The sequence below is a fragment of the Peribacillus sp. B-H-3 genome, from assembly GCF_048572925.1.
Lineage (GTDB): Bacteria > Bacillota > Bacilli > Bacillales > DSM-1321 > Peribacillus.
Genome location: NZ_CP183879.1, coordinates 2496066 through 2516449 on the forward strand (window position 1 = coordinate 2496066; position 20384 = coordinate 2516449).

At 41.2% G+C, this 20384-nt stretch carries 20 protein-coding genes, 6 pseudogenes and 1 riboswitch; of the genes and pseudogenes, 19 read left to right on the forward strand and 7 right to left on the reverse strand.

Annotation, left to right across the window (positions count from 1 at the left end; genetic code table 11):
* The first annotated feature begins 126 nt into the window (after positions 1-126).
* The 6 genes and pseudogenes from ACN6MY_RS12395 to ACN6MY_RS12420 form a co-directional block, all read left to right on the forward strand.
* A complete protein-coding gene (locus ACN6MY_RS12395; protein ID WP_419880475.1) occupies positions 127-1353 on the forward strand; it encodes an MFS transporter in 1227 nt (408 codons plus the stop codon).
* Between the two features lie 43 nt (positions 1354-1396).
* Positions 1397-2210: pseudogene (locus ACN6MY_RS12400) on the forward strand (HAD family hydrolase).
* A gap of 104 nt (positions 2211-2314) precedes the next feature.
* The gene (locus ACN6MY_RS12405; protein WP_419880476.1) at positions 2315-2710 is read left to right on the forward strand and encodes a VOC family protein; all 396 of its coding nucleotides are present in this window, start codon (positions 2315-2317) and stop codon (positions 2708-2710) included.
* 200 nt (positions 2711-2910) lie between these two features.
* A complete protein-coding gene (locus ACN6MY_RS12410; protein ID WP_419880477.1) occupies positions 2911-3141 on the forward strand; it encodes a hypothetical protein in 231 nt (76 codons plus the stop codon).
* A 119-nt stretch (positions 3142-3260) separates the two neighbouring features.
* The gene (locus tag ACN6MY_RS12415; RefSeq protein WP_419880478.1) at positions 3261-3356 is read left to right on the forward strand and encodes an AraC family transcriptional regulator; all 96 of its coding nucleotides are present in this window, start codon (positions 3261-3263) and stop codon (positions 3354-3356) included.
* 157 nt (positions 3357-3513) lie between these two features.
* Positions 3514-3858: pseudogene (locus ACN6MY_RS12420) on the forward strand (NUDIX hydrolase); the annotation flags it as partial.
* Between the two features lie 26 nt (positions 3859-3884).
* Here the strand turns inward: ACN6MY_RS12420 and ACN6MY_RS12425 are convergent.
* Complete coding sequence (locus ACN6MY_RS12425) at positions 3885-5276, reverse strand: PLP-dependent aminotransferase family protein (RefSeq protein WP_419880479.1); 1392 nt, start codon at positions 5274-5276, stop codon at positions 3885-3887.
* Between the two features lie 147 nt (positions 5277-5423).
* On the opposite strand from ACN6MY_RS12425, the gene ACN6MY_RS12430 reads away from it, so the two are divergent.
* The 7 genes from ACN6MY_RS12430 to ACN6MY_RS12460 all read left to right on the forward strand — a co-directional run bounded on the left by ACN6MY_RS12430 (position 5424) and on the right by ACN6MY_RS12460 (position 11195).
* Positions 5424-6317 carry a DMT family transporter gene (locus ACN6MY_RS12430; RefSeq protein ID WP_419880480.1) on the forward strand — a complete coding sequence of 298 codons (894 nt, stop codon included), beginning with the start codon at positions 5424-5426 and terminating at the stop codon, positions 6315-6317.
* A gap of 298 nt (positions 6318-6615) precedes the next feature.
* Positions 6616-7374, forward strand: a complete 759-nt coding sequence (locus ACN6MY_RS12435) for a DeoR/GlpR family DNA-binding transcription regulator (RefSeq protein WP_419880481.1) — start codon at positions 6616-6618, stop codon at positions 7372-7374.
* Positions 7375-7716: 342 nt separating this feature from the next.
* Positions 7717-7829: riboswitch (TPP riboswitch) on the forward strand.
* A gap of 55 nt (positions 7830-7884) precedes the next feature.
* A complete protein-coding gene (locus ACN6MY_RS12440; RefSeq protein ID WP_419880482.1) occupies positions 7885-8646 on the forward strand; it encodes a 3-oxoacyl-ACP reductase in 762 nt (253 codons plus the stop codon).
* 139 nt (positions 8647-8785) lie between these two features.
* Positions 8786-9976, forward strand: coding sequence for an aminotransferase class I/II-fold pyridoxal phosphate-dependent enzyme (locus tag ACN6MY_RS12445; protein WP_419880483.1), 1191 nt, complete (start codon positions 8786-8788; stop codon positions 9974-9976).
* A gap of 16 nt (positions 9977-9992) precedes the next feature.
* Positions 9993-10466, forward strand: a complete 474-nt coding sequence (locus ACN6MY_RS12450) for a YbaK/EbsC family protein (protein ID WP_419880484.1) — start codon at positions 9993-9995, stop codon at positions 10464-10466.
* Between the two features lie 54 nt (positions 10467-10520).
* Positions 10521-10667, forward strand: a complete 147-nt coding sequence (locus ACN6MY_RS12455; protein ID WP_419880485.1) for a DUF3941 domain-containing protein — start codon at positions 10521-10523, stop codon at positions 10665-10667.
* A gap of 147 nt (positions 10668-10814) precedes the next feature.
* Positions 10815-11195 (forward strand): cytochrome-c oxidase, encoded by a 381-nt coding sequence (locus ACN6MY_RS12460; RefSeq protein ID WP_419880486.1) that lies wholly within the window; start codon positions 10815-10817, stop codon positions 11193-11195.
* Between the two features lie 617 nt (positions 11196-11812).
* On the opposite strand, the pseudogene cotJC reads toward ACN6MY_RS12460, so the two are convergent.
* Positions 11813-12238: pseudogene (gene cotJC / locus ACN6MY_RS12465) on the reverse strand (spore coat protein CotJC); the annotation flags it as partial.
* A 209-nt stretch (positions 12239-12447) separates the two neighbouring features.
* On the opposite strand from cotJC, the pseudogene ACN6MY_RS12470 reads away from it, so the two are divergent.
* Both ACN6MY_RS12470 and ACN6MY_RS12475 read left to right on the forward strand, forming a co-directional pair.
* A pseudogene (locus ACN6MY_RS12470) lies at positions 12448-13427 on the forward strand (ring-cleaving dioxygenase).
* A gap of 17 nt (positions 13428-13444) precedes the next feature.
* Positions 13445-14038 (forward strand): NADPH-dependent FMN reductase, encoded by a 594-nt coding sequence (locus ACN6MY_RS12475; RefSeq protein WP_419880487.1) that lies wholly within the window; start codon positions 13445-13447, stop codon positions 14036-14038.
* Between the two features lie 312 nt (positions 14039-14350).
* On the opposite strand, the pseudogene ACN6MY_RS12480 reads toward ACN6MY_RS12475, so the two are convergent.
* Positions 14351-14923: pseudogene (locus ACN6MY_RS12480) on the reverse strand (IS110 family transposase); the annotation flags it as partial.
* A 548-nt stretch (positions 14924-15471) separates the two neighbouring features.
* Between ACN6MY_RS12480 and ACN6MY_RS12485 the strand changes: the two are divergent.
* From ACN6MY_RS12485 to ACN6MY_RS12495, 3 genes are all read left to right on the forward strand, one after another.
* Entirely contained in the window at positions 15472-15681 is a 210-nt protein-coding gene (locus tag ACN6MY_RS12485; protein WP_419880488.1) for a spore germination protein, read from the forward strand.
* A gap of 74 nt (positions 15682-15755) precedes the next feature.
* A complete protein-coding gene (locus ACN6MY_RS12490) occupies positions 15756-16130 on the forward strand; it encodes a helix-turn-helix domain-containing protein (RefSeq protein WP_419880489.1) in 375 nt (124 codons plus the stop codon).
* Between the two features lie 17 nt (positions 16131-16147).
* Positions 16148-16474 carry a transposase gene (locus ACN6MY_RS12495; protein WP_419880490.1) on the forward strand — a complete coding sequence of 109 codons (327 nt, stop codon included), beginning with the start codon at positions 16148-16150 and terminating at the stop codon, positions 16472-16474.
* A gap of 112 nt (positions 16475-16586) precedes the next feature.
* On the opposite strand, the gene ACN6MY_RS12500 is transcribed toward ACN6MY_RS12495, so the two are convergent.
* Positions 16587-16766, reverse strand: a complete 180-nt coding sequence (locus ACN6MY_RS12500) for a hypothetical protein (RefSeq protein ID WP_419880491.1) — start codon at positions 16764-16766, stop codon at positions 16587-16589.
* Positions 16767-16957: 191 nt separating this feature from the next.
* Here ACN6MY_RS12500 and ACN6MY_RS12505 point away from each other — a divergent pair, with 191 nt between their 5' ends.
* Positions 16958-17086, forward strand: coding sequence for a YjcZ family sporulation protein (locus ACN6MY_RS12505; RefSeq protein WP_419884158.1), 129 nt, complete (start codon positions 16958-16960; stop codon positions 17084-17086).
* Positions 17087-17388: 302 nt separating this feature from the next.
* On the opposite strand, the pseudogene ACN6MY_RS12510 reads toward ACN6MY_RS12505, so the two are convergent.
* From ACN6MY_RS12510 to ACN6MY_RS12520, 3 genes and pseudogenes are all read right to left on the reverse strand, one after another.
* A pseudogene (locus ACN6MY_RS12510) lies at positions 17389-17472 on the reverse strand (oxidoreductase); the annotation flags it as partial.
* 268 nt (positions 17473-17740) lie between these two features.
* Positions 17741-18862, reverse strand: a complete 1122-nt coding sequence (locus ACN6MY_RS12515; protein WP_419880492.1) for an NADH-dependent flavin oxidoreductase — start codon at positions 18860-18862, stop codon at positions 17741-17743.
* Between the two features lie 574 nt (positions 18863-19436).
* The gene (locus ACN6MY_RS12520) at positions 19437-19880 is read right to left on the reverse strand and encodes a transposase (RefSeq protein ID WP_419880493.1); all 444 of its coding nucleotides are present in this window, start codon (positions 19878-19880) and stop codon (positions 19437-19439) included.
* Between the last annotated feature and the right edge of the window lie 504 nt (positions 19881-20384).

Consider the following 20384-nt stretch of genomic DNA (forward strand, 5'->3'; position numbering starts at 1 on the left):
TCACTTATTAAAGAAGTTTAATAAGTTTTTATTTGGATACCTATTAAACGTCTTTAATAAGTATGAGGTAAGGAGGTAAGATCAATCCAAACTACTAATCAAAAATTAAAAAGGTGAGGATGAAAAATGGCTCTGTTTCTATTAATCATTATTTACCTGGCTTTTATCAGCTTAGGACTGCCTGATTCATTATTGGGGTCAGCATGGCCGGTGATGCAAAAAGACTTTGGTCCCCCGCTTGAAACGGCTGGATTACTTTTCATGGCAATGGCAGGCTGTACGATTATTTCCAGCTTAGTCAGCGGAAGAGTGCTTAAAAGGTTTGGGACAGGCAGGGTGACTCTGGTCAGCTGCTTAATGACGGCTGTTAGCTTGCTTGGGTTTTATTTTGCACCTTCGCTCGTTTGGTTAATCGTTTGTACGATTCCACTTGGGCTTGGTGCAGGAGCTGTGGATTCAGGATTAAATGATTATGTTGCTGTCCATTATAAGGCACATCACATGAGCTGGCTGCATTGTTTTTGGGGAATTGGAGCCACTGCAGGTCCTATGATTATGTCCTATTTCATATCAGGACAAGATTCATGGAGAAATGGCTATCTTACCATTTCTGGGATTCAGTTTGCATTAGTTGCAATCCTTTTCATCACTTTACCGTTATGGAACAGAGGGAAAGAAAACGGAAATGGTCAAAAAGATTCTAGCGGTGAAGTTAATTTGGAATATCCCCAACAAGTAAAGCCTGTACAAATACAAGGAGTTAAATTATCAATGGTTTCCTTCCTGTTTTATTGCGGGGTGGAGGCAGCCGTGGGTCTTTGGGGAAGCAGCTTTCTGGTAAATGTAAAGGAGCTATCTGCAGGTACTGCTGCACAATGGGTTTCTTTTTATTATGCAGGAATAACAATTGGAAGATTTTTTACTGGCTTTATTACCTTTAAAACTACGAACCGTACTCTCATACGGATGGGTCAAATAACAGCATTAGCAGGAGCTATCCTTACCATCCTGCCATTGCCATCCGTTTTTTCACTCGCTGGTTTTATTATAGTTGGATTAGGATTAGCACCGATATTTCCATGTATGCTGCATGAAACACCCGCTCGCTTTGGAAAACAGCATTCCCAGACTATAATGGGCTATCAAATGGCGGTCGCCTATACAGGCAGCACATTTATGCCTCCTCTTCTTGGTTTCATTGCATCCCATTCAACAATGAAAATCTTTCCATACTGGATTTTTATTTTTGTAGGGTTGATGCTTTTAACATCAGAAAAGTTAAATACATTATTGAAGAAGAAAAGGTTAATGGAAACAAAGGATTCATGTGCAAGCGATATAGTCCAAATGTAAGTTTGCGGAATGAGAGTTTACTCATACACAAGGGGGAAGTAAAATGATTAAATTAGTTGTAACAGATATGGACGGGACTTTCTTGAACAATAGTGGGGATTTTAATAGAGAACTACAAAGAGACTAAAAGAATCATGAAGGAAAAGGGGGTCGTGTTTGCCCCATGTACTGGAAAGCAATGTGAGAGGATAGAAGAATTATTCGGCGATGACGCAGCCGATTTATGGATATTAGGGGATAGCGCAACACGGATAAAGCACAATAAACAATTCGTTTATGAATCTCTCCTGGCAAATAAACTGGGGCTGGAAATTATTAACCTCCTGGAAGAAATCAGTCTGGATCATACGATTATTGCCTGTACAAAAAAAGGAGCAATTGTGAAGGATAGCTTAACTCCTGAAGAATTTGCGATTGTGCGGAGGTCATATGCAAATGTGATAAAAACGGCAGATTTTAATGAGATCCCGGATGATTTTATCAAGATAACTGTACATGATCCGGCTTTCAAATGTGCAGAGACAAGGGAGGAGCTGTCGGCCTTTTTTGAGCACGCTTATATTGTCGCCTCTGAGGCATCCTGGATTGATATTACGAATGCTAAAGTACATAAAGGAAGCACAATTGCTGAATTGCAGCGAATATTGAACGTCACTCCTGAAGAGACGATGGTTTTCGGCGATGGATATAATGATATGGAACTTATGGCTTCAGGTACATATAGCTTTGCTATGAGAAATGCCTTTCCAGAAATTCAGGCTGCAGCCAATTTTATTACTAGATCGAATGAAGAAGATGCTGTCATGAAAACCATTATTCAATTTCTGTCTCTGCAAAGTGATAAAGAACTTCTATGATTCCTTGACTGCCTGCCATTGAATTTAATTCGATCCTGTATATAATAATAGATAGAATCTGTAAACGTATACATACACCGAATATTTCAAATAGGGAGGCCATTATGGGAAGGTTAGTTCATTTCGAGATTCATGTTAGCGACATGGAGCGGGCCAGGAAATTTTATGGTGAGGTATTTGGATGGGAATTCCAGGATTGGAGTGAGTACGCCGGCATGCCATACTTCGGTGCGGTTACCGGTAAGGAGGAGGACCCCGGCATTAATGGCGCATTGATGCAGAGGCAGAGCGCGCCGCCGGAACCGAATCAGGCATTGAATGGCTTTGCTTGTACCATGGGAGTGGAAAATTATGCTGAGACAGAAGCCAAAATATTGGAGTATGGCGGAAAGACTGCCATGGCCAAATATGCACTTCCGGGGATGGCGTGGCAGGGATACTATTTAGATCCAGAAGGAAATCTTTTTGGAATCCATCAGCCGGATAAGGAAGCTAAATAAAATTTAATGTAAGGATTACATACTGGGCTGCCAAACTGGCGGCTTTTTTTGATGAATATCACTATGGATGGAATCTTCAGGATTTAAAGAATGAACCACGAGAGTTTAATGTATCACATACGACAAAACCAAAACAGGCCAAATATAAACAACTAAAAGTCGTTTCGGATGTCGAGAGCATTCAGGAGCTGATCCGGAAAATGATTGATGAAATCATGTATCCGACTCTGTTGTCAGATTCCTCCATCAAGCTTTATATGGGACTGCTAATGATCGAACTCATAAAGCATTCTGATAAACTGAAAAAGACGGAGCATCACTCGCCGCGTCATTATCTCATGGTCCAAACCATGAAGTATATTGATGAACATTACCGGGAGGCTTCTTTATATAAAATGTCTAAAAGCTGGAATAAACTCATTATTCCTTAAGCAAGCATATAAAAAGGGCGACGGGTTATACATTCAAAGAGCTGGTCCAGGAAAAGCGCCTCACCTAGGCGAAGCAGCTGCTTGAAAGCTCAAGTCTTTCTGCTGCTGAAATCATCGAAATGGCCGGCTATGATAATATTAGCTACTTTTATGGGATTTTTAAGAATAAATACGGTCACACGCCAAAAAAATATAGAGAGCAGTTTGCGGATTGATCATTTGCCTCTGGGCTATTTAACAATGGAATCGCCTCATAGAACTTTAAAAAGCAACAATCTCTTAGAAAAGAGCTTTATATTTTATTATAGTAAAATATTTACATAACTTAAATTACCAGAGGAATGAGTCAAAGCACATCCGTCATTTACACATCTATTAATCAAGGGACCCAGACGCGGCTGGGAAATGCCGGGAGGCCAGGTGGAAGAAGGAGAATCGTTGAAGCATGCTGTGATCAGGGAAGTGAAAGAGGAATCAGGAATCGATATTGAAGTAATCATATTCTGCGGCATCTTCCAAAATGTGAAGAGTTCAATATGCAATACCTTGTTCCTGGCCAGACCGATTAGAGGCAGGGCTGAGACATCACCGGAGAGTTTAGAGGTAGGATTTTATCCTATAGAAGAAGCGCTGGAAATGGTCACTTATCGGAATTTCAGGGAAAGAATTCAGTACTGCCTGGATGAGGCTGCACATCCATTTTTGATAGAATTTTAAATACCAGGAACAATGAAGCTGCCGTGTTATAGCCCCCAGGCAGCTTTTAGTTTTCCTATGCCTTCTCGTATGAGTTCTTCAGAAATCCCTGTGAAACCAAGGAAGATGGTTGAAGGAGGAGGCTGTGTTTTATAAAAATGAGAAGCAGGATAAATGTTCACGCCATGTTCTACTGCCTTCTCGATCAGCTCTGTTTCCAGATAGGCAGAGTACACATCCAGCAGGAGATGAAGTCCAGAGTTCTCTCCGCGGATCTTTACATTCCTTCCAAACTCACTTTGTATGGCTTCTAATAGAATTCCTCTTTTTCTTTGGTATAATTTTCTCATTTTGTTTGTATGCCTCTGCCATTCTCCGCATTTAATGAATTCAGTCAGGGTTAACTGACTGTGGCAGGATACCGTTTGTTTATACAAAGAAGTGATTTCCCTGCCTTTTTCTAAGAGCGGCCTCGGCAGAATCATATAGCTGATGCGCAGTGAAGGCAGGAGGGATTTTGAAAAGGTGCCCATATAAATGACAGAGCTATGCTGATCCAGGCCCTGCAGGGATGGAACAGGAAGACTGCTGTATCTAAATTCCCCCTCATAGTCATCCTCAATAATGTATGATTCATTTTCTGCCGCCCATTTCAGGAGCTGAATTCGTCTGTTCATTGTCATAACTGTTCCCAGCGGAAATTGATGAGAAGGCGTGACATATACAAGACTTGGCTGATCTTCCTGGAGTTTCTCGATACAGATTCCTTCTTCATCCACCGGTATCGGAAGGACCTTCATAGTATTTAATTCGAAAATTTTTCTCGTTCTTGGATAACCAGGGTCTTCAAAACCTATGGAACTGCCAGGGGCAAACATTTTACATAAAATTTGCATTAAGACAGGGTTCCCGGCACCGATGATGACTTGCTCAGGGAGACAGTGGACGCCGCGTGAATGGTACAGATGCTCTGCAATGAGGGTCCTCAGTTCCAGCTCTCCTAAAACATGTCCCGGATGATAAAGCTCTGGACCAAATTGGTCTAAAACGTTGACCATGCATTTCCGCCATGAGGAAAATGGAAAGCGGGCAGAATCCACATTTCCATAGTGAAAATCGATCAATCGTTTATTTTCTTTTGGTTCTGGGTTGATGGATCCTCTGCCCACTGTATGAATGTCAGGAAAATCAGAATCCTCATAATCAGCAAACCAGCCGCTTCTTGGCTTACTCACAATATAACCTTCAGCGGCAAGCTGTTCATAAGCTCGTTCTACGGTTGTCTGGCTGATGGACAGCTGACATGCGAGGCCCCTCTTGGAAGGAAGCTTCATTCCTTTTTGAATCCTGCCCTTATGAATATTTTCTTTAAAAAACTGATAGAGCTGCTGATAAAGCGGAGCATCCATTCCTCGATTTAAAAAAATCGTGATATCCATGTGTGGTTTCTCCTAACTGGCATGGCTAATTTTACGAAAACTGGCTATTTGCTAAAAAATCTTTCCAGTTTATAGTCATTGTAATCCATAAACAAGGAGTTTGATAAGACGTTCCATGATCAAAAAATAAGATACGAGGTGAAGTGAATGAACAAAGCTGTAAATGGATGGGTGAATGGGTTTATAGGAGTACTCATCTTCAGCGGGTCACTGCCCGCAACACGCTTGGCAGTGGGAGACTTTGATCCGCTGTTCCTCACTGTCTGCCGGGCTTCGATTGCAGGTGTACTGGCAGGTGCTCTTCTTCTAGTCTTCCGGCAGCAGCGCCCTTCAAGGGGCGACATAGTCCCTCTTTTAGTCGTGGCCTTTGGAGTGGTCATTGGGTTTCCGCTGCTGACCGCATTAGCCCTTCAATATGTACCTTCTGCCCATGCCATTATCTTCATTGGGCTTCTTCCGCTCTCGACTGCAATCTTTGGAGTACTCAGGGGTGGGGAGCATCCCCGTCCGGCGTTCTGGATTTTTTCTGCTGCAGGCAGCTTACTCGTCACTGGCTATGCCCTTTTCCAGGGAGGACAATCATCATCGGCTGGTGACACTTTTATGCTGTTTTCGATTATCGTATGCGGCCTCGGATATGCAGAAGGAGCCAGGCTCTCACGCAGGCTGGGGGACTGGCAGGTGATATCCTGGGCTCTTGTTCTGTCGCTGCCCATTATGCTACTGCTCTCATTGTATTTATCTCCGGTCACGTGGAAGGGCATAGGCCATCCTGCCTTCTTCAGCCTTGGTTATGTCAGCATATTCAGCATGCTTGTTGGCTTTGTGTTCTGGTATCGAGGACTTGCCCAGGGCGGCATAGCAGCAGTCGGACAGCTGCAGCTTCTCCAGCCTTTCTTTGGACTTCTGCTTGCTTCTGTAATTCTCCATGAGAAAGTCAGCTGGCTGCTTGTCGCAGTGAATATTGCCGTTGTATTTTGTGTGGCAGCTGCCAGACGGTTCTCAAAGAAACCGGGAGTTCCTTTAAATAACGAGCCCTGACAAAATTAGTACGCAGGGCATTCGGGGCAGTCTGGGATTATTATTGTGAACAACATTCGGTGCCTGTCAAACAAGGATAAGAGGTTTTTCATTTGGAATGAAACGTTTGGCAATCATACAAATGAATAATGGAATATGACAGTCCCTGTTGGTGGGGCTGTTTTTTTAAAAAATAAAATATCCAGTAAAAAACAGGTGAGTATTTTTGTTTTGTGAATGAAATGATATAATCCAACTATCAAAACAAAGAATATCCAAAAACAAACAAACATAAATAAAGTATAGGATGGTGTATGGAGTGCTTGTAGCCGAACGTCAACGAAAGCTTGTAGAGTTAGTCAATGAGAGGATGAGTGTCCGGGTAACCGAATTGAGCAAAATTTTTTCAGTCACGGAAGAGACAATCCGCAGAGATCTGGAAAAGCTGGAAAAGGAAAACCTGCTGAGGAGAAGCCATGGAGGCGCTGTAAGTGTACAAAAAGAAGAGTCTGAGATTTCCTATGTAGAAAGAGAAATCAAGAATGCCTCAGAAAAAAAGCGAATTGCCCTCCAAGCAATCCAACTGATTGAAGAAGGAGATCAAATCGTGCTGGATGCCAGCACGACGGCCTGGTATATGGCAAAGGAGCTGCCGGATATGCAGCTGACCGTGCTGACCAATTCCATCAAAGTGGCCGTAGAGCTCAGCAAAAAAGAACAGATACGTGTCATTTCTACTGGAGGGCAGCTTCTTCCACAGTCCTTATCCTATGTTGGTCCGCTCGCAGAACGCTCGCTCTCCAGCTATCATGTCAATAAGACCTTCCTCTCCTGCAAGGGAGTCCATCTCGAAAGAGGGCTGACAGATTCGAATGAATTCCAGGCGCTGTTAAAAAAGCATATGTTGAACATCGCTGACCAGACGATCCTACTGGCAGACGCCAGCAAATTCGGGGTGCGCACCTTCGCGCACATCACCGACCTCTCCAATATCAGCCTGGTCATTACGAATGGAGAGATTGAGGGATTGTATGAAGATGGATTGAAGGAGAAGGGAATTCAGGTTCAGACGGTGTAATTAGTGGCGCATGCAGGCAGTGTTCTTGGGACCAAAACTGCGGCGGATCCGTTAGGAAATGGTTTAGAGGAAGGGTCTCAAGACCAAAATGAAGGCCGATCAGATGAAAGCTGGTTCAGAGACGGGTTCACAGGAACAAAAATGAGCACTTCTCGAAAAAAGGTTTATGGAAGGAATTAAGAACAAGCCCAAGGTTTAGAATTGAGCATACCATAAAGGAGGACAACCCTTTGATCCAGAGATCCATCTGCATTTTCCCTTCTTTTAAAAAAATAGAGCAAATTCATAATCCTTTCCGATTTGGTAATAAAGTTATAAAATAAAAGATAACAACCGTATATAGCATTCTACTAGGGGAGCCTGTATTCCAGGCTGAGAAAAAAGCGAAGGAGCTTTTTGACCCTTATGGACCTGATCTGGATCATGCCAGCGGAGGGAAGTAGTTTTTTAGTGAATAAAACTAGGACCTTTCTGTGTCCTAGTTTTTTTATATTAGAGGAGGAAGCAAATATGAAGATATCAGAACAAACTGTATTGGTAACAGGTGCGGGAAGGGGTTTGGGTGCTGCCATAGCAGCCGCTTTTGCAAAAGAAGGGGCAAATGTGGTGATTAATTATTATAAGAGCAAAGAAAAAGCCGAGGAGCTTGCCAAGAATTTAGGGAACAAGGTTATTGCCATAAAGGCGGATGTTCGGGACAAAAATGAAGTTCATGAAATGGCTGCTAAAGCAAAGGAATACTTTCATACCGGAATCACAACCATTGTGAACAACGCTTTGATCGATTTTCAGTTTAATCCCCTTACCCAGAAGAATGTTTTTGAGTTGGAATGGGACGGGTTCAACACTCAATTTGAGGGAAGTATAAAGGGTGCTTTAAACACGGTACAGGCATGTGCGGCTGATATGAAGGAAATGGAGTTTGGGCGGATCATCAACATCGGCACCAATTTGTTTCAGAATCCAGTGGTTGCCTATCATGAATACACTACCGGCAAAGCAGCACTGCTGGGCTTTACCCGCAATCTTTCGAAGGAGCTCGGACAGTACGGCATCACGGTCAACATGATTTCCGGAGGCCTTCTTCAGCAGACGGATGCAAGCAGTGTTACGACTGAAGAGGTGTTTGGAATCATCCGGTCTGCGACTCCGCTAAAAAGAGTAACAACACCTGAGGAATTGGCGGATACTGCACTATTCTTCTCATCTCCATGGGCACGGGCAGTCACGGGGCAGAACCTGGTGGTGGATGGAGGATTGGTGATGGATTGATATGGATGAAGGGCGCTTCTTAAATGGGCGCTTTTTCTTTACCATGTCTTTCAGACTATTTTGACAAAAGAGGCTGTTTGATAGGATAATGTAAAAATACTCAAGTATATGAACTATGAACTTCATAAAGGAGGAACCCATGAAATTTGCAAAGAGAATGGAACTGTTTGGGGAAAGTATTTTCACTAAGCTGACAGAAATCCGGAGAAAACGTGAGGTGAAGGGGGAGCCTGTATTTGATCTAAGCATCGGTACGCCCAATATCCCGCCGGCCAGACATATCATTGAGGCTATGTCCTCGGCAGCATTCGATGAAAGGAATTACATATATGCGATTAACGACCAGAGTGGCATGCTGAAAGCGGTGAGCGGCTGGTATCAGAATAGATATCATGTTGAACTTGATCCAAAAACAGAAATTTGTTCATTATTAGGCTCCCAGGAAGGACTCACCCATATTTCATTATCGATTGTAGATGAGGGAGATCTGGTGCTGGTCCCGGATCCAGCTTATCCTGCCTTTATTCACGGACCGCTGCTTGCAGGAGCTGAGCTATATTATATGCCACAGAAAAAAGAGAATGGAAATGTGATCCGGCTCGACGATATCCCGGCGGAGATAGCAGAAAAAGCCAAACTTATGCTGGTGTCTTATCCCAATAATCCTACTGCTGCAGTGGCACCCGATTCTTTTTATGCCGAATTAGTGGCATTTGCAAAAAAATATGACATCATCATTCTTCATGATAATGCCTATAGTGAGCTTGTATTTGACGGCCTGAAAGGCAAAAGCTTTCTTTCGTTTCCGGGTGCAAAGGAAGTCGGTGTGGAATTCAATTCCTTATCCAAAAGCTATGGCCTTGCAGGGGCCAGGATTGGTTTCTGCGTAGGGAATAAAGAGGTTGTGGCTCAATTAAAAGCCCTAAAGTCAAACATGGACTATGGCATGTTTCTGCCGGTTCAAAAGGCGGCCATCGCTGCCATTACAGGTGATCAGCACTGTGTGGAAACAGCGAGGGAGGCATATAAAAAGCGACGGGACGTCCTCTGTGAAGGGTTCACGGAAATAGGATGGGAGATGGAAAAGCCCAAAGCCACCATGTTCATCTGGGCCAGGATTCCTTCTCATTATAAAAAATCCATGGATTTTGCCATGGATATGATTGAAAAAGCAGGAGTATTGGTGACGCCTGGAAGTGCCTTTGGTCCATCTGGGGAAGGATTTGTCCGGATTGCGATGGTGCAGGATGAAGGAGTTTTAAAAGAGGCGGTACAAGCCGTAGAAAAAAGCGGCATCTTAGAGCATGAATTTTTAATCATAAATCAGTAAAAGGATAGTGGAATACATGTCACTGAAAGAAGTAAAAGCGTACTTTAAACAATATGAAATGGAAGTGCGAATCATTGAATCTGAGGAATCCAGCGCAACAGTGGAGCTGGCAGCAAAAGCATTAAACTGTGAACCTGAAAGAATTGCCAAGTCGCTGTCTTTTCATTTAGAAGATCGGGTGATCCTGATCGTAGCTGCAGGGGATGCAAAAGTGGATAACCGGAAATTCAGGGATGAATTTGGTGTGAAAGCCAAAATGCTGAAAGGGGAAGAAGTGGAACCCCTGATTGGCCATCCGGTAGGAGGAGTCTGCCCCTTTGCTGTGAATGACGGGGTAGAGATTTATCTTGATGAATCCTTGAAGCGATTCCAAACCGTCTTTCCTGCCTGCGGGAGCGGCAGCAGCGCAATTGAACTGACCATTCCGGAGATGGAAGAGTATTCCGCTTATATGAAATGGGTGGATGTCTGCAAGGGCTGGCAGGAATAATATGTCCTCCCTTTACAAAGCTTAATATCATATTTGGTGGAAGGAGGAGAGATCATGAGCGTAAAATCAAATCCTGCTACAAAAGATGATAATAAGCTGCCAGAAGACCATAATGCCAGAAACCGTGAAAAAAATATCCAGGAACAGTATAATAAAGAAAAGGGGAGACACAGCTATTCCAAAAAAACAGATCATTTGTGATCCGCTAAACCCTAAATTTTCTTTTAGCGGCAGGTTCATTTTATGACTGCTAAAAAAATACCATGCTTTTGGTAATTTCTGCTCATCTTTTCCAGAATCCTGACTATAATCTAATGGGACACCATTACTTTTGTAGGAGGGGTAAGTTTGGGGAAGTCATTTTTAAAAGCGGCTGGCATTTATTTTGTAATAGGGATATTGATGGGTTTAACGATGGGAATCATCCATGATTTCCGCTTAGCCTCGGTTCATGCCCACATTAATTTATTAGGCTGGGTGTCCATGGCATTATTCGGCTTTTTCTATCATCTTTATCCCGAGGCAGCTAACACAAAATTGAGCAGGGCACATTTCTGGCTTCATCATATCGGCCTGCCGGTCATGATGCTGGGAATAGCGGCTCAGACATTTGGAATGGAGTCTGCACTTGGTGCTGCCATTGCGGGTTCCATCGCAGTGGTGCTGGGTGTCATCTTCTTTGCGGTCAATCTTTTCAGGCATGTGAACATCAAGGAAGCATCTGCCTGAGAAAATTAGGTAAGCCTTAAAAAGACACCCGGCTGGGTGTCTTTTAGGATTTCTTCCCCCTGAGGAAGGCTAGATCCATAAAGGATAAGCCGAGGGCCGTGCCAAATGCGGTAATCAAGAACCCATAAGAATTATTTTTTGCTGGATGAAAGAAATAATTAGAAATATAGATTGTGAAACTGAATAAAAGAAATAAAGTCAATGCATTTACAGTTCGTTTTTTAATTTCCTTCCAATTCAGTTTCCGCACATTCAATATAGATGCAGTAAATATGTATATCACATAGAATAAAAGATAAATGAGATAACCCATGATATATTTAGTAGAAAAAGTGTTATTCATATCCTTATATACGATGAATAAGGTGATTATGGTACTTATAAAAGCTATAACAAACAAAATAAATTCTAACACTCTATAATTCTTTCTCATTTTACACAACCTTGGATGTTCTTTGTATGTACTGATTATCCCAAATTGAGACGGCTTTGTAATTGGCAATTTTTATAGATTGCGGACAAGCTGACATCTATTGGCCGCTGTCAATACGTAATGATGGAAAGGCTGTTAAAATGATTATAAGAAAAGAGCTGTGCTGAACACAGCCCCTGGTGTGTTAGAAAATTTTCTTTCGGTCCCGTTCTTCCTTCAAGATCTCTACAGCTTCCCGGAACCTCATGGAATGAACGACCTCTCTCTCCCTTAAAAAACGCAGTCCATCATTTAAATCGGTATCGTCTGAAATATCAATCAGCCACTGATAGGTCGCCCTTGCTTTTTCTTCAGCCGCAATGTCTTCATACAGATCTGCAATCGGGTCGCCCTTTGCCTGGATATAACTGGCCGTCCAGGGCACTCCGGCAGCATTCTGATAATATAGGGCTTTATCGTGGTTTACATAATGATCTCCGAGCCCTGCATCTCTCATCTGTTCAGGTGTTGCATCTTTGGTTAACTTATAAACCATGGTTGCAATCATTTCTAAATGAGCAAATTCCTCTGTTCCAATATCGGTCAGCAAGCCAACGACCTTATCCGGAATCATCAACGTCTAAGGGCTGAAGATTTAACAAATATATCATCGCATTTCAATCTATTTATGCAGCGAGCTGATTAGATGTCGATAAGTTCAAGGAAACAATACTCTATTAAAACGATTGATTACAGAGAGAACAAATCATTAATCTTTTTTTGGGGTAATATCTTGATTTCAAGATTTTTAAAAATTGGAGGGCATATTAATGAAAGAAATTGAGAGGACTACATCACGTAACTGCCATTACGAGCAGTGCAGAAAAAATATATGATTTTTTCACTAATATACTAGGTTTACGCCTAGTTAAGAAAACAGTAAACCAAGATGATATTCAAACATATCACTTATACTTCACAGATGATGTTGGAAGTCCGGGAACAGATATGACATTCTTCGATTTTCCTGGTATTCCAAAAGGGGTACATGGAACAAATGAAATTTCTAAAACATCTTCCCGAGTACCAGATGATGTTGCATTGGATTATTGGGTAAAACGTTTTGATAAATATGAAGTAAAACATATGGGCATCAAAGAGCAATTTGGTAAAAAGACATTATCGTTTGTTGACTTTGATGAACAACAGTATCAACTCATATCAGATCAAAATAATGAAGGAGTTGCTTCAGGAACTCCATGGCAAAAAGGACCCATTCCTTTAGAATATGCAATTACAGGCTTAGGTCCAATTTTTATTCGTACTTCTTATTTTGATCACATTAAAGAGGTGTTGGAGAAAGTTTTCTTAATGAGAGAAGTGGCTCAAGAAAATTCATTCCACTTATTCGAGATGGGGGAAGGTGGTAATGGTGCACAAGTTATCGTTGAATACAATACAGTGCTTCCTCAAGCTCGACAAGGTTTTGGTACAGTGCATCATACAGCATTCCATGTAGAGGGACGAGTAGACTTAGATGCTTGGCAACAACGTTTACAAGGCTTTAATCTAAAAAATTCCGGATATGATATGTAGAGCGATACTATTTTGGCTCCTTATATACTAATGTTGCACCTTCTATTCTTTTTGAATTAGCAACGGATGGTCCTGGTTTTATGGAAGATGAGCCGTATGAAACACTAGGTGAAAAACTATCTTTACCTCCATTCTTTGAACCAAAACGAGAACAAATTGAACAAATAGTTCTCCCAATTGATACAGTACGCAGTATATTGAAGATTAAGAAAGAATACCTGTAAGGAGGTGAAATCATAAAATGGGATTTTTAAATAAATTATTTGGAGTAAAACAAGAGGAGGAAGAAACAATGACAAAATTAAACATTGGTATAATTTTAGGTTCAACACGTGAAGGACGCGTAAGTCCTCAAGTTGGTGCATGGGTAAAAGAAATAGCTGAAAAACGCGGTGATGCAAACTATGCCGTTATTGATATCGCAGATTATAAATTGCCACTACTAGGCGAAGAAGGTGGAGACGCTTCAGGTGCAGCAGCATGGTCTGAAGTTATCGCAAATCAAGATGGATTTGTTTTTATCGTTCAAGAATACAACCACTCCATTACAGGAGCCCTTAAGAATGCTTTAGACTATTTACGTGAAGAGTGGAACAACAAGGCAGCGGGTATTGTATCTTACGGTTCAGTTGGTGGTGCTCGTGCAGCAGAACATTTGCGTGGGATTTTAGGTGAATTGTTGGTTGCAGATGTTCGTGTTCACCCAGCATTATCATTATTCACTGATTTCGAAAACGGTACTGACTTTAAACCAAAAGCTGTACAAGAGGAATCAGTTAATCAAATGTTAGATCAAGTAGTTACTTGGTCAAAAGCGTTATTCACAATACGATAACTCATTAAGAATGAAATTTCAACCAGGGACAACATGTGCTAATAAAATGCAATGTGTCCCTGGTTTTTTATGATTTTTTTTAACAAGCAAATTGTATGGAGTGAAAAGTCGTAATAAATGAAAGGGAAAAAAGAAGTACTTCATCAATTATTAATGCTATTTCAAAAACTCTAATATAAATAAATCTAGCAAATTTACTTTTTTAGCCCTAGAAAAAAATCTTAAGTCGCGACTGTCTTTCAACTAACCTGCCATTAAAGTCCTTCAGACTTATTGTAGTGACATAGGGAGTCTTAGACTATGTCTCCATGTACGACGAGCGAAGCTTGCTAGTTTTTCAGGATCATTCTCACCATCTGCGATTGCTCGAAGCATATCCTTCGATGAAACTCCCATAATATCAGATACAACAGAACCTAGTTTGATATTAGCTCCTTCTAAAACCTTTTGAATCCGATTATGTTGTCTGGCACGTTCTTCAATGATACTTCGGCGATAGCGAACAAGTTCCCGTAGTTCACGTTGGTTTCGATCAGGAATGAAACTAGCTTTAAGAAGTCCATGGCGAAGAAGTTGGGCTATCCATTCCGCATCCTTAACATCCGTTTTGCGTCCGGGAAGAGCCTTCATGTGTTGAGCGTTCACTACTAAAAACTCGATTCCTTCGGACTCTAATAAGTTAACAATAGGCTTCCAATAAACACTCGTGCTTTCCATAGCTACGTGTGTACAATTATTCTCTTTAATCCAGTCCATTAACTTTAATAGAAAAACTGTTTTAGTAGAAAATGTTTGAATCTCCTTTCCTTTTGAAGTCATAATACAAGCTGTGATATTGTCCTTATGGACATCCAAACCACATGCTCTTTCAATGATTACATCCATTGAAATCTTCCTTTCTAGGCTTGAAAATTGGAGGCTGGTGCAACAATCAGAATTAGGATTAATCTACCATGAGTGCTTCCCGTAAGGGAGCGACAGTTTGTGGTGCACCGTGGTCGTTGGAGTCAGACTAACGGATGGGCTCTAAGGCACCATAGTTGATCGACCTTCCTCTCCCAGCCTTAGAAACAGTATGGACAGATTCAATACATTTTCATTCTTTGTGGTGAAGCGCCGATTTTTGCGCTTCATGGATGGCTAACGGGATAGTTGAAGAAGATGCCTGCAAAAAGAACTCATAAATGGGTTCTTTTCTTTTGATGAAATATCAACATTAACGTTGGTTCTTACGCAAAATTGGTGGAAGCATTTATAACTGTTTTTCGAACTGTTTGCCGTTCTAAAAGTCTGTTCAACACATGCTCAGTGCCCGAAATGTAAGCGGTTATCACCCAGCCGTCATAGCCGTCGATTTAATTATCCTGTTCCCAAAACCATTCAAAAAGCATACCCTACAATAATCTGCACATACAGCGAAGGAAGTGACTTATATGTGCAATATGCCTATTCAGATTATTAACGTTGGCGGTTCGGCAACAGTTCAATTCGGGAACTCGATTAACAATTCACCCAAAACCACTTCCAAATATTTTCACGGCTCAGGCTCCAACAACTCTGGGGGCTTCATAACCAATAATAATCTTTCCAGCATTACAAATGGGGTAAATTCGAGTGTGGTTGACCAGCCATCTGCATGCTAAACCGATCAGTTAAACTAGTGTGCCCGCCTTTAGGCTGGGCTTTTTTTGGTGTGCCAGGCATGGCAACTATCTAGGTGGTGAAAGAAGGCAAGAGCATCACAGCCATCGCAAAGCAGCTGGGTATTTCCCGTAACACGGTCTATACTGATTTAGCTGTGACATCGAAACCGTCCTTGAAACGAACTTCTGTGTTTGACCGATATCTTCCACTTATCCGAAGCATGATGGCAGGTGGATCAAAGAGCGATGATATAGAAGCTGCCTGTAGAAAGGCAGGATTTGATGGATATCGCAACACGCTAAATTACATGATTGCGGACGAACGCCATGATACTCGAAATAAGAAGCCGTCAACATTGAATCTTAACCAGCACTCATACGAATTCTTTGGGATAAAGGCGTTCAGAGCCATAAGAAAGCATTCCAATCCCTGCATACCAAACTTTTAGAGGCATTTCCATCATTAATGAAAATCTGCACATTCATTCAATCTTTCAGGCGGCTATTTGAAGAAAAACATTCATCAGGTCTTAGAAAATGGTTAATCGAGCACCAACAGTCCTCTTTTCCTCACTTTCAAACATTTATTAACGGCGTAAGAGGTGATCGGAAGGCTGTTTATTATGCGATAACATTACCTTGGTCAAATGGCATAACAGAAGGAACCATAAACAAGTTGAAAAATATCAAAGGAATGATGTACGGACGTGCAGGGATAAAGGTATTATTATTTGCGTTTCAGCATGTAAAAGAATATGAACATAACTTTTTTTCGCTGAAGATAGCACAATAGCTTAGGGTTAATAATATCCACCAAAAAGACGTAAGAACCTTAAAATTTAACAGAGCCAAATTCAAAAAGCCCTGGAATACTGATCATTCCAGGGCTTATTAATACGATATTTTTAGCAGCAATGATGGATTGGATAACAACATCCAGCCCCGTAGTGATGAAATCCACCGTACCCATACCCCATCATTCCCGGAAAACCATAACCTGGCATGCCATGAAATCCGTATCCCATCATTCCGGGGTATCCATACCCCATCATCCCGGGGTATCCACCATAAAATTGTCTATCCATTTTATAATCCCTCCTCATAAGAACTTCAAAAGTAGTGTATGTGTCCATGATAGGGAGAGGATAGATAATTACCCAAGTGAGATGTGTTTTTTTTGGCCATATTAAAATCTGTATCCCTTTATCATTTTCAGCATAATATGGTTTAAATCCTTGCAACTCATTTTATATGGCTCCTCAAAAAAAACGTGTAGCTGGGTAGAATTGGTAGTGAATTTGCATTGATAATCGTAGTGTTTATTCTCTTAATCATCATAGGAGCAAGCTTCTGTGGTAGTTATGGAGAAGTTGGCCCGGGAGACGGGTATGGAGCCTACTGTTAACAAAACGAAAAAAAGCCTTTATTTGGCTTTTTTTCGTTTTCAATACAATACTCTTCTTTTGTAATTTAGGCTGGTAATTCCCGACGACATTTTTTGGCAATCTTTCTTATTGGAATGCTTTTTCTATGGATACGTACACACCTAATATGTTTATAAAGGTATACAATAAACTACACTGATATGATAAAGCACATTTAAATCTTCAAACTATAATCGGTTCCTTCTTCGGCATAGAACACCAGGAATGCATCCGGACCCACAGCCTTAGCCGAATCCGCCCCGCCAGTTCTTCAGCAAAAACAGGCAAACGCGACGGCAATTGCTTTTCCAATACCTTTACTGCCGCCTGTCACGAGTGCCGTTTTATCGTTTAATCCCAGGTTCACTTTATATCCAATCCTTTCTATGGGCGTCTATTGTTGATTATATATTAACAATAACTTCTAGTCATAAACAAATAACTATGGCTGATTTTCAGCTCTAACACTCAATAAAGGAGGGAAACCACTAAGATGGTTTCCCTCCCTTTAAAATGTTCCGTCTTATTTAGTTTATTCTTATACTCGCTGAGCAAGGACAAGCATCATCACGATTCCCATTTTTGGTAGAATAATTCAAGGAAGGAGAGATGGAATGAGATAAGTGAACTCCTCCTTATACAATAGGAAGCCAGCCAGGGATGCTAGTATAGTACTCCCACATTTTATCAGAAATAGCCAGTTCTTTTTGATCTTTTTTAGATAATGTTGTACGGATTTTGTCTTCTTCACCGGCTTGTACTTTTTGTACCCACTGAGGTTCCATTATCAATTCCCTACCTAAAGCGATTAAAGGTACACCTGTTTCAAATGCTTTCAACACTTCATCGGGCGTCCGCAGCATCCCAACACCCATCACAGGAACACGATCGCCGACACGTTCCTGGATCATAACAACTCGGGATGTCTGATCGTTATCATCACGGATTGATCCTTTCCAAAAGCCGCCGACAGAAATATGGAGATAATCCAGGTCCTGGTCTGCTAACTTGTCCACTAATTGCAATGTGTCTTCCATGGTGATGCCGGGATTCTCTCTTTCTTCAGGAGATAACCGATAGCCGATGATAAAAGGTTTGGTTGCATGGTCTGAAACTGCTTTTTTAACAGCGTCAACTACAGCAAGCGGGAAGGACATACGTTTTTCCAGCGATCCACCCCACTTGTCAGTTCTGCGATTTGAGTGTGGAGAAAGGAATTGCTGAATCAAATACGTATTGGCACCATGGATTTCAACTCCATCATACCCAGCTTCGATTGCTCTTCTGGTTGCTTCACCAAATGCTTTAATAATTTCATCGATTTCGTCTGCTGTCATTTCCCGAGGTACCACGGCATCGTCCCGTTCCGCTGCTACCGCACTTGGAGCAATTGGTTGACGATCAAGCAATTCTTCAGGCGGGCACATTCTGCCACCGTGAAAAATTTGTAAAATCGCCTTTGAACCTTTTTCCTGTATAGCTGTTGCCACGCGTCTTAAACTAGGGATTAGGGAATCGGAATCTGCACCAAATTCACCCGGGAATCCTTTTCCATTCCTGGTGACGTATGTGCATGCGGTGATTACCGCTCCTACACCACCGGCACGTTCTTGATAATACGCAACTTCTTCGTCTGATACTTCACCATTTTCATGTGCCGCCGTATTGGTCATGGGTGCCATTGTAATACGGTTCTTTATTTCAACTCCAGAACGGAAGGTAAATGGTTTAAAAGCAGCTTCATATTTTGGATTCATCTTTTTTCTCCTTTTGTTTACATCAAGTTTGTTAAAGGGTTTTGCTATTTCGCAAATGGATAACATAGACTACAAAAGTTTCTTTGACAGGCACTTTTTATATTCTAAACAAAAAAATTTATAGATATACATTACAAGCTTTTCACCAGCAACCCGCTGCCGCAATACATTTGCTGTATATTGGTCGGTGCCAGGTGCTCGCCCCTTTCTGATCTTAATAAAATCTAATTTGCTTGGAATGCGTATAAACTTATCGAACAAAAAGATATTGATAATTTGCGATATCTCTATATTATTTCCCTTTATACCCAAAATCAAATTTTATGCTTTAGACAGGGCTAGGAAACGGCTTTAAAGGAACTATACAAATTAGCTTAGAGAACAGGTGGCGGAGAGATGAGGATTATTTTGCCCATCTTTTAAATGGTTTTGGTTGGTATATAGATTGGAAAAATCAAAATTTTAGGCTCTTTTCGTAAGGATTGTTGCTAAATAAGACAAAGTTAAATTTACTTTTTATGGTATTGTATTTACAATAGCTTATTCCTCTAAGGTAGCAGGATTGTTAATACCTTCAAAATTTATCTAACTGCATGTTCTTTATAGCAGAAAGGATTTTGTGTCTCCAATAAAATAAAGTGACGTGCGATACTTTTACTATCTTGGCTGCTTTTCTTAATGAAAGACCATTAATCATACACTCAATGAACAACAGCCATTTATCAGCCTTTTTTGTTCGATAAAGTGGTGTGTTGGTTAAATCACTGCTTAGTTTGTTGCAATCTTTACAGCGGTATCGTTGACGACCATCTCTTTTGCCGTATCGTATTACTGACTTACTATTACAAGCAGGACAAACGAAACCTTCCTTGTATTTCTTTTCTCTCAGTTCATTGATTAGTGCACCATGTGTAGCAATCGAAGGAGTAAGGTACCGTTTTAGTGCCTCAAGTAAATACTCCTTATCACTATCCGACAACTCCATTACATCAACTAATACTTCAGCAGCTGCCTTCATCTTCTGTGTCCTCCTAATTAATTGGTTCTAACAATAATTGTTTTACCAAAAATAAAGAGGCAAATGCGAAAACAACCAAAAACTTTAACATAGCCTAAAAAATAAAAAAAACGTCGGAATTAACTGGAGTTTTGAATTTATAATCGTTAGCGAGTTAGTTGAATACAGAAAAATACAAATAAAAACCTCTAATGTGATTAACATTAGAGGAAGTTCAATAAACTCTATTTCTTATTTTTAAAAGAAAGGACAGGTAGAATCAATGCAACTTGGGTACAAGGGAATGGCGTCCACCTCTCAAAGTTGATGAGCCGGAAAAGAGAGGGCGGAAAGCCAAGAGTAAAGCAGCAAACCTAGCTGAAAGATTCATCCTGTACAAAGCAGACATTTTACGGTTTCTTCAGAATGGCCTTGTGCCTTTTGCTGGTTCTTTTCGCACGGAAAAAGGTGCTGTACAGTTTGCACGCATACGTGGATTCATTTCGACTGTTCGAAAACAAGGAA

What these genes read in the sequence shown, in the direction of transcription:
- ACN6MY_RS12395 (WP_419880475.1), top strand. Translation starts at nt 127, where the DNA reads ATGGCTCTGTTTCTATTAATCATTATTTACCTGGCTTTTATCAGCTTA.
- ACN6MY_RS12405 (WP_419880476.1), top strand. Translation starts at nt 2,315, where the DNA reads ATGGGAAGGTTAGTTCATTTCGAGATTCATGTTAGCGACATGGAGCGG.
- ACN6MY_RS12410 (WP_419880477.1), top strand. Translation starts at nt 2,911, where the DNA reads ATGATTGATGAAATCATGTATCCGACTCTGTTGTCAGATTCCTCCATC.
- ACN6MY_RS12415 (WP_419880478.1), top strand. Translation starts at nt 3,261, where the DNA reads ATGGCCGGCTATGATAATATTAGCTACTTTTATGGGATTTTTAAGAAT.
- ACN6MY_RS12425 (WP_419880479.1), bottom strand. Translation starts at nt 5,276, where the DNA reads ATGGATATCACGATTTTTTTAAATCGAGGAATGGATGCTCCGCTTTAT.
- ACN6MY_RS12430 (WP_419880480.1), top strand. Translation starts at nt 5,424, where the DNA reads ATGAACAAAGCTGTAAATGGATGGGTGAATGGGTTTATAGGAGTACTC.
- ACN6MY_RS12440 (WP_419880482.1), top strand. Translation starts at nt 7,885, where the DNA reads ATGAAGATATCAGAACAAACTGTATTGGTAACAGGTGCGGGAAGGGGT.
- ACN6MY_RS12445 (WP_419880483.1), top strand. Translation starts at nt 8,786, where the DNA reads ATGAAATTTGCAAAGAGAATGGAACTGTTTGGGGAAAGTATTTTCACT.
- ACN6MY_RS12450 (WP_419880484.1), top strand. Translation starts at nt 9,993, where the DNA reads ATGTCACTGAAAGAAGTAAAAGCGTACTTTAAACAATATGAAATGGAA.
- ACN6MY_RS12455 (WP_419880485.1), top strand. Translation starts at nt 10,521, where the DNA reads ATGAGCGTAAAATCAAATCCTGCTACAAAAGATGATAATAAGCTGCCA.
- ACN6MY_RS12475 (WP_419880487.1), top strand. Translation starts at nt 13,445, where the DNA reads ATGGGATTTTTAAATAAATTATTTGGAGTAAAACAAGAGGAGGAAGAA.
- ACN6MY_RS12485 (WP_419880488.1), top strand. Translation starts at nt 15,472, where the DNA reads ATGTGCAATATGCCTATTCAGATTATTAACGTTGGCGGTTCGGCAACA.
- ACN6MY_RS12495 (WP_419880490.1), top strand. Translation starts at nt 16,148, where the DNA reads ATGAAAATCTGCACATTCATTCAATCTTTCAGGCGGCTATTTGAAGAA.
- ACN6MY_RS12500 (WP_419880491.1), bottom strand. Translation starts at nt 16,766, where the DNA reads ATGGATAGACAATTTTATGGTGGATACCCCGGGATGATGGGGTATGGA.
- ACN6MY_RS12515 (WP_419880492.1), bottom strand. Translation starts at nt 18,862, where the DNA reads ATGAATCCAAAATATGAAGCTGCTTTTAAACCATTTACCTTCCGTTCT.
- ACN6MY_RS12520 (WP_419880493.1), bottom strand. Translation starts at nt 19,880, where the DNA reads ATGAAGGCAGCTGCTGAAGTATTAGTTGATGTAATGGAGTTGTCGGAT.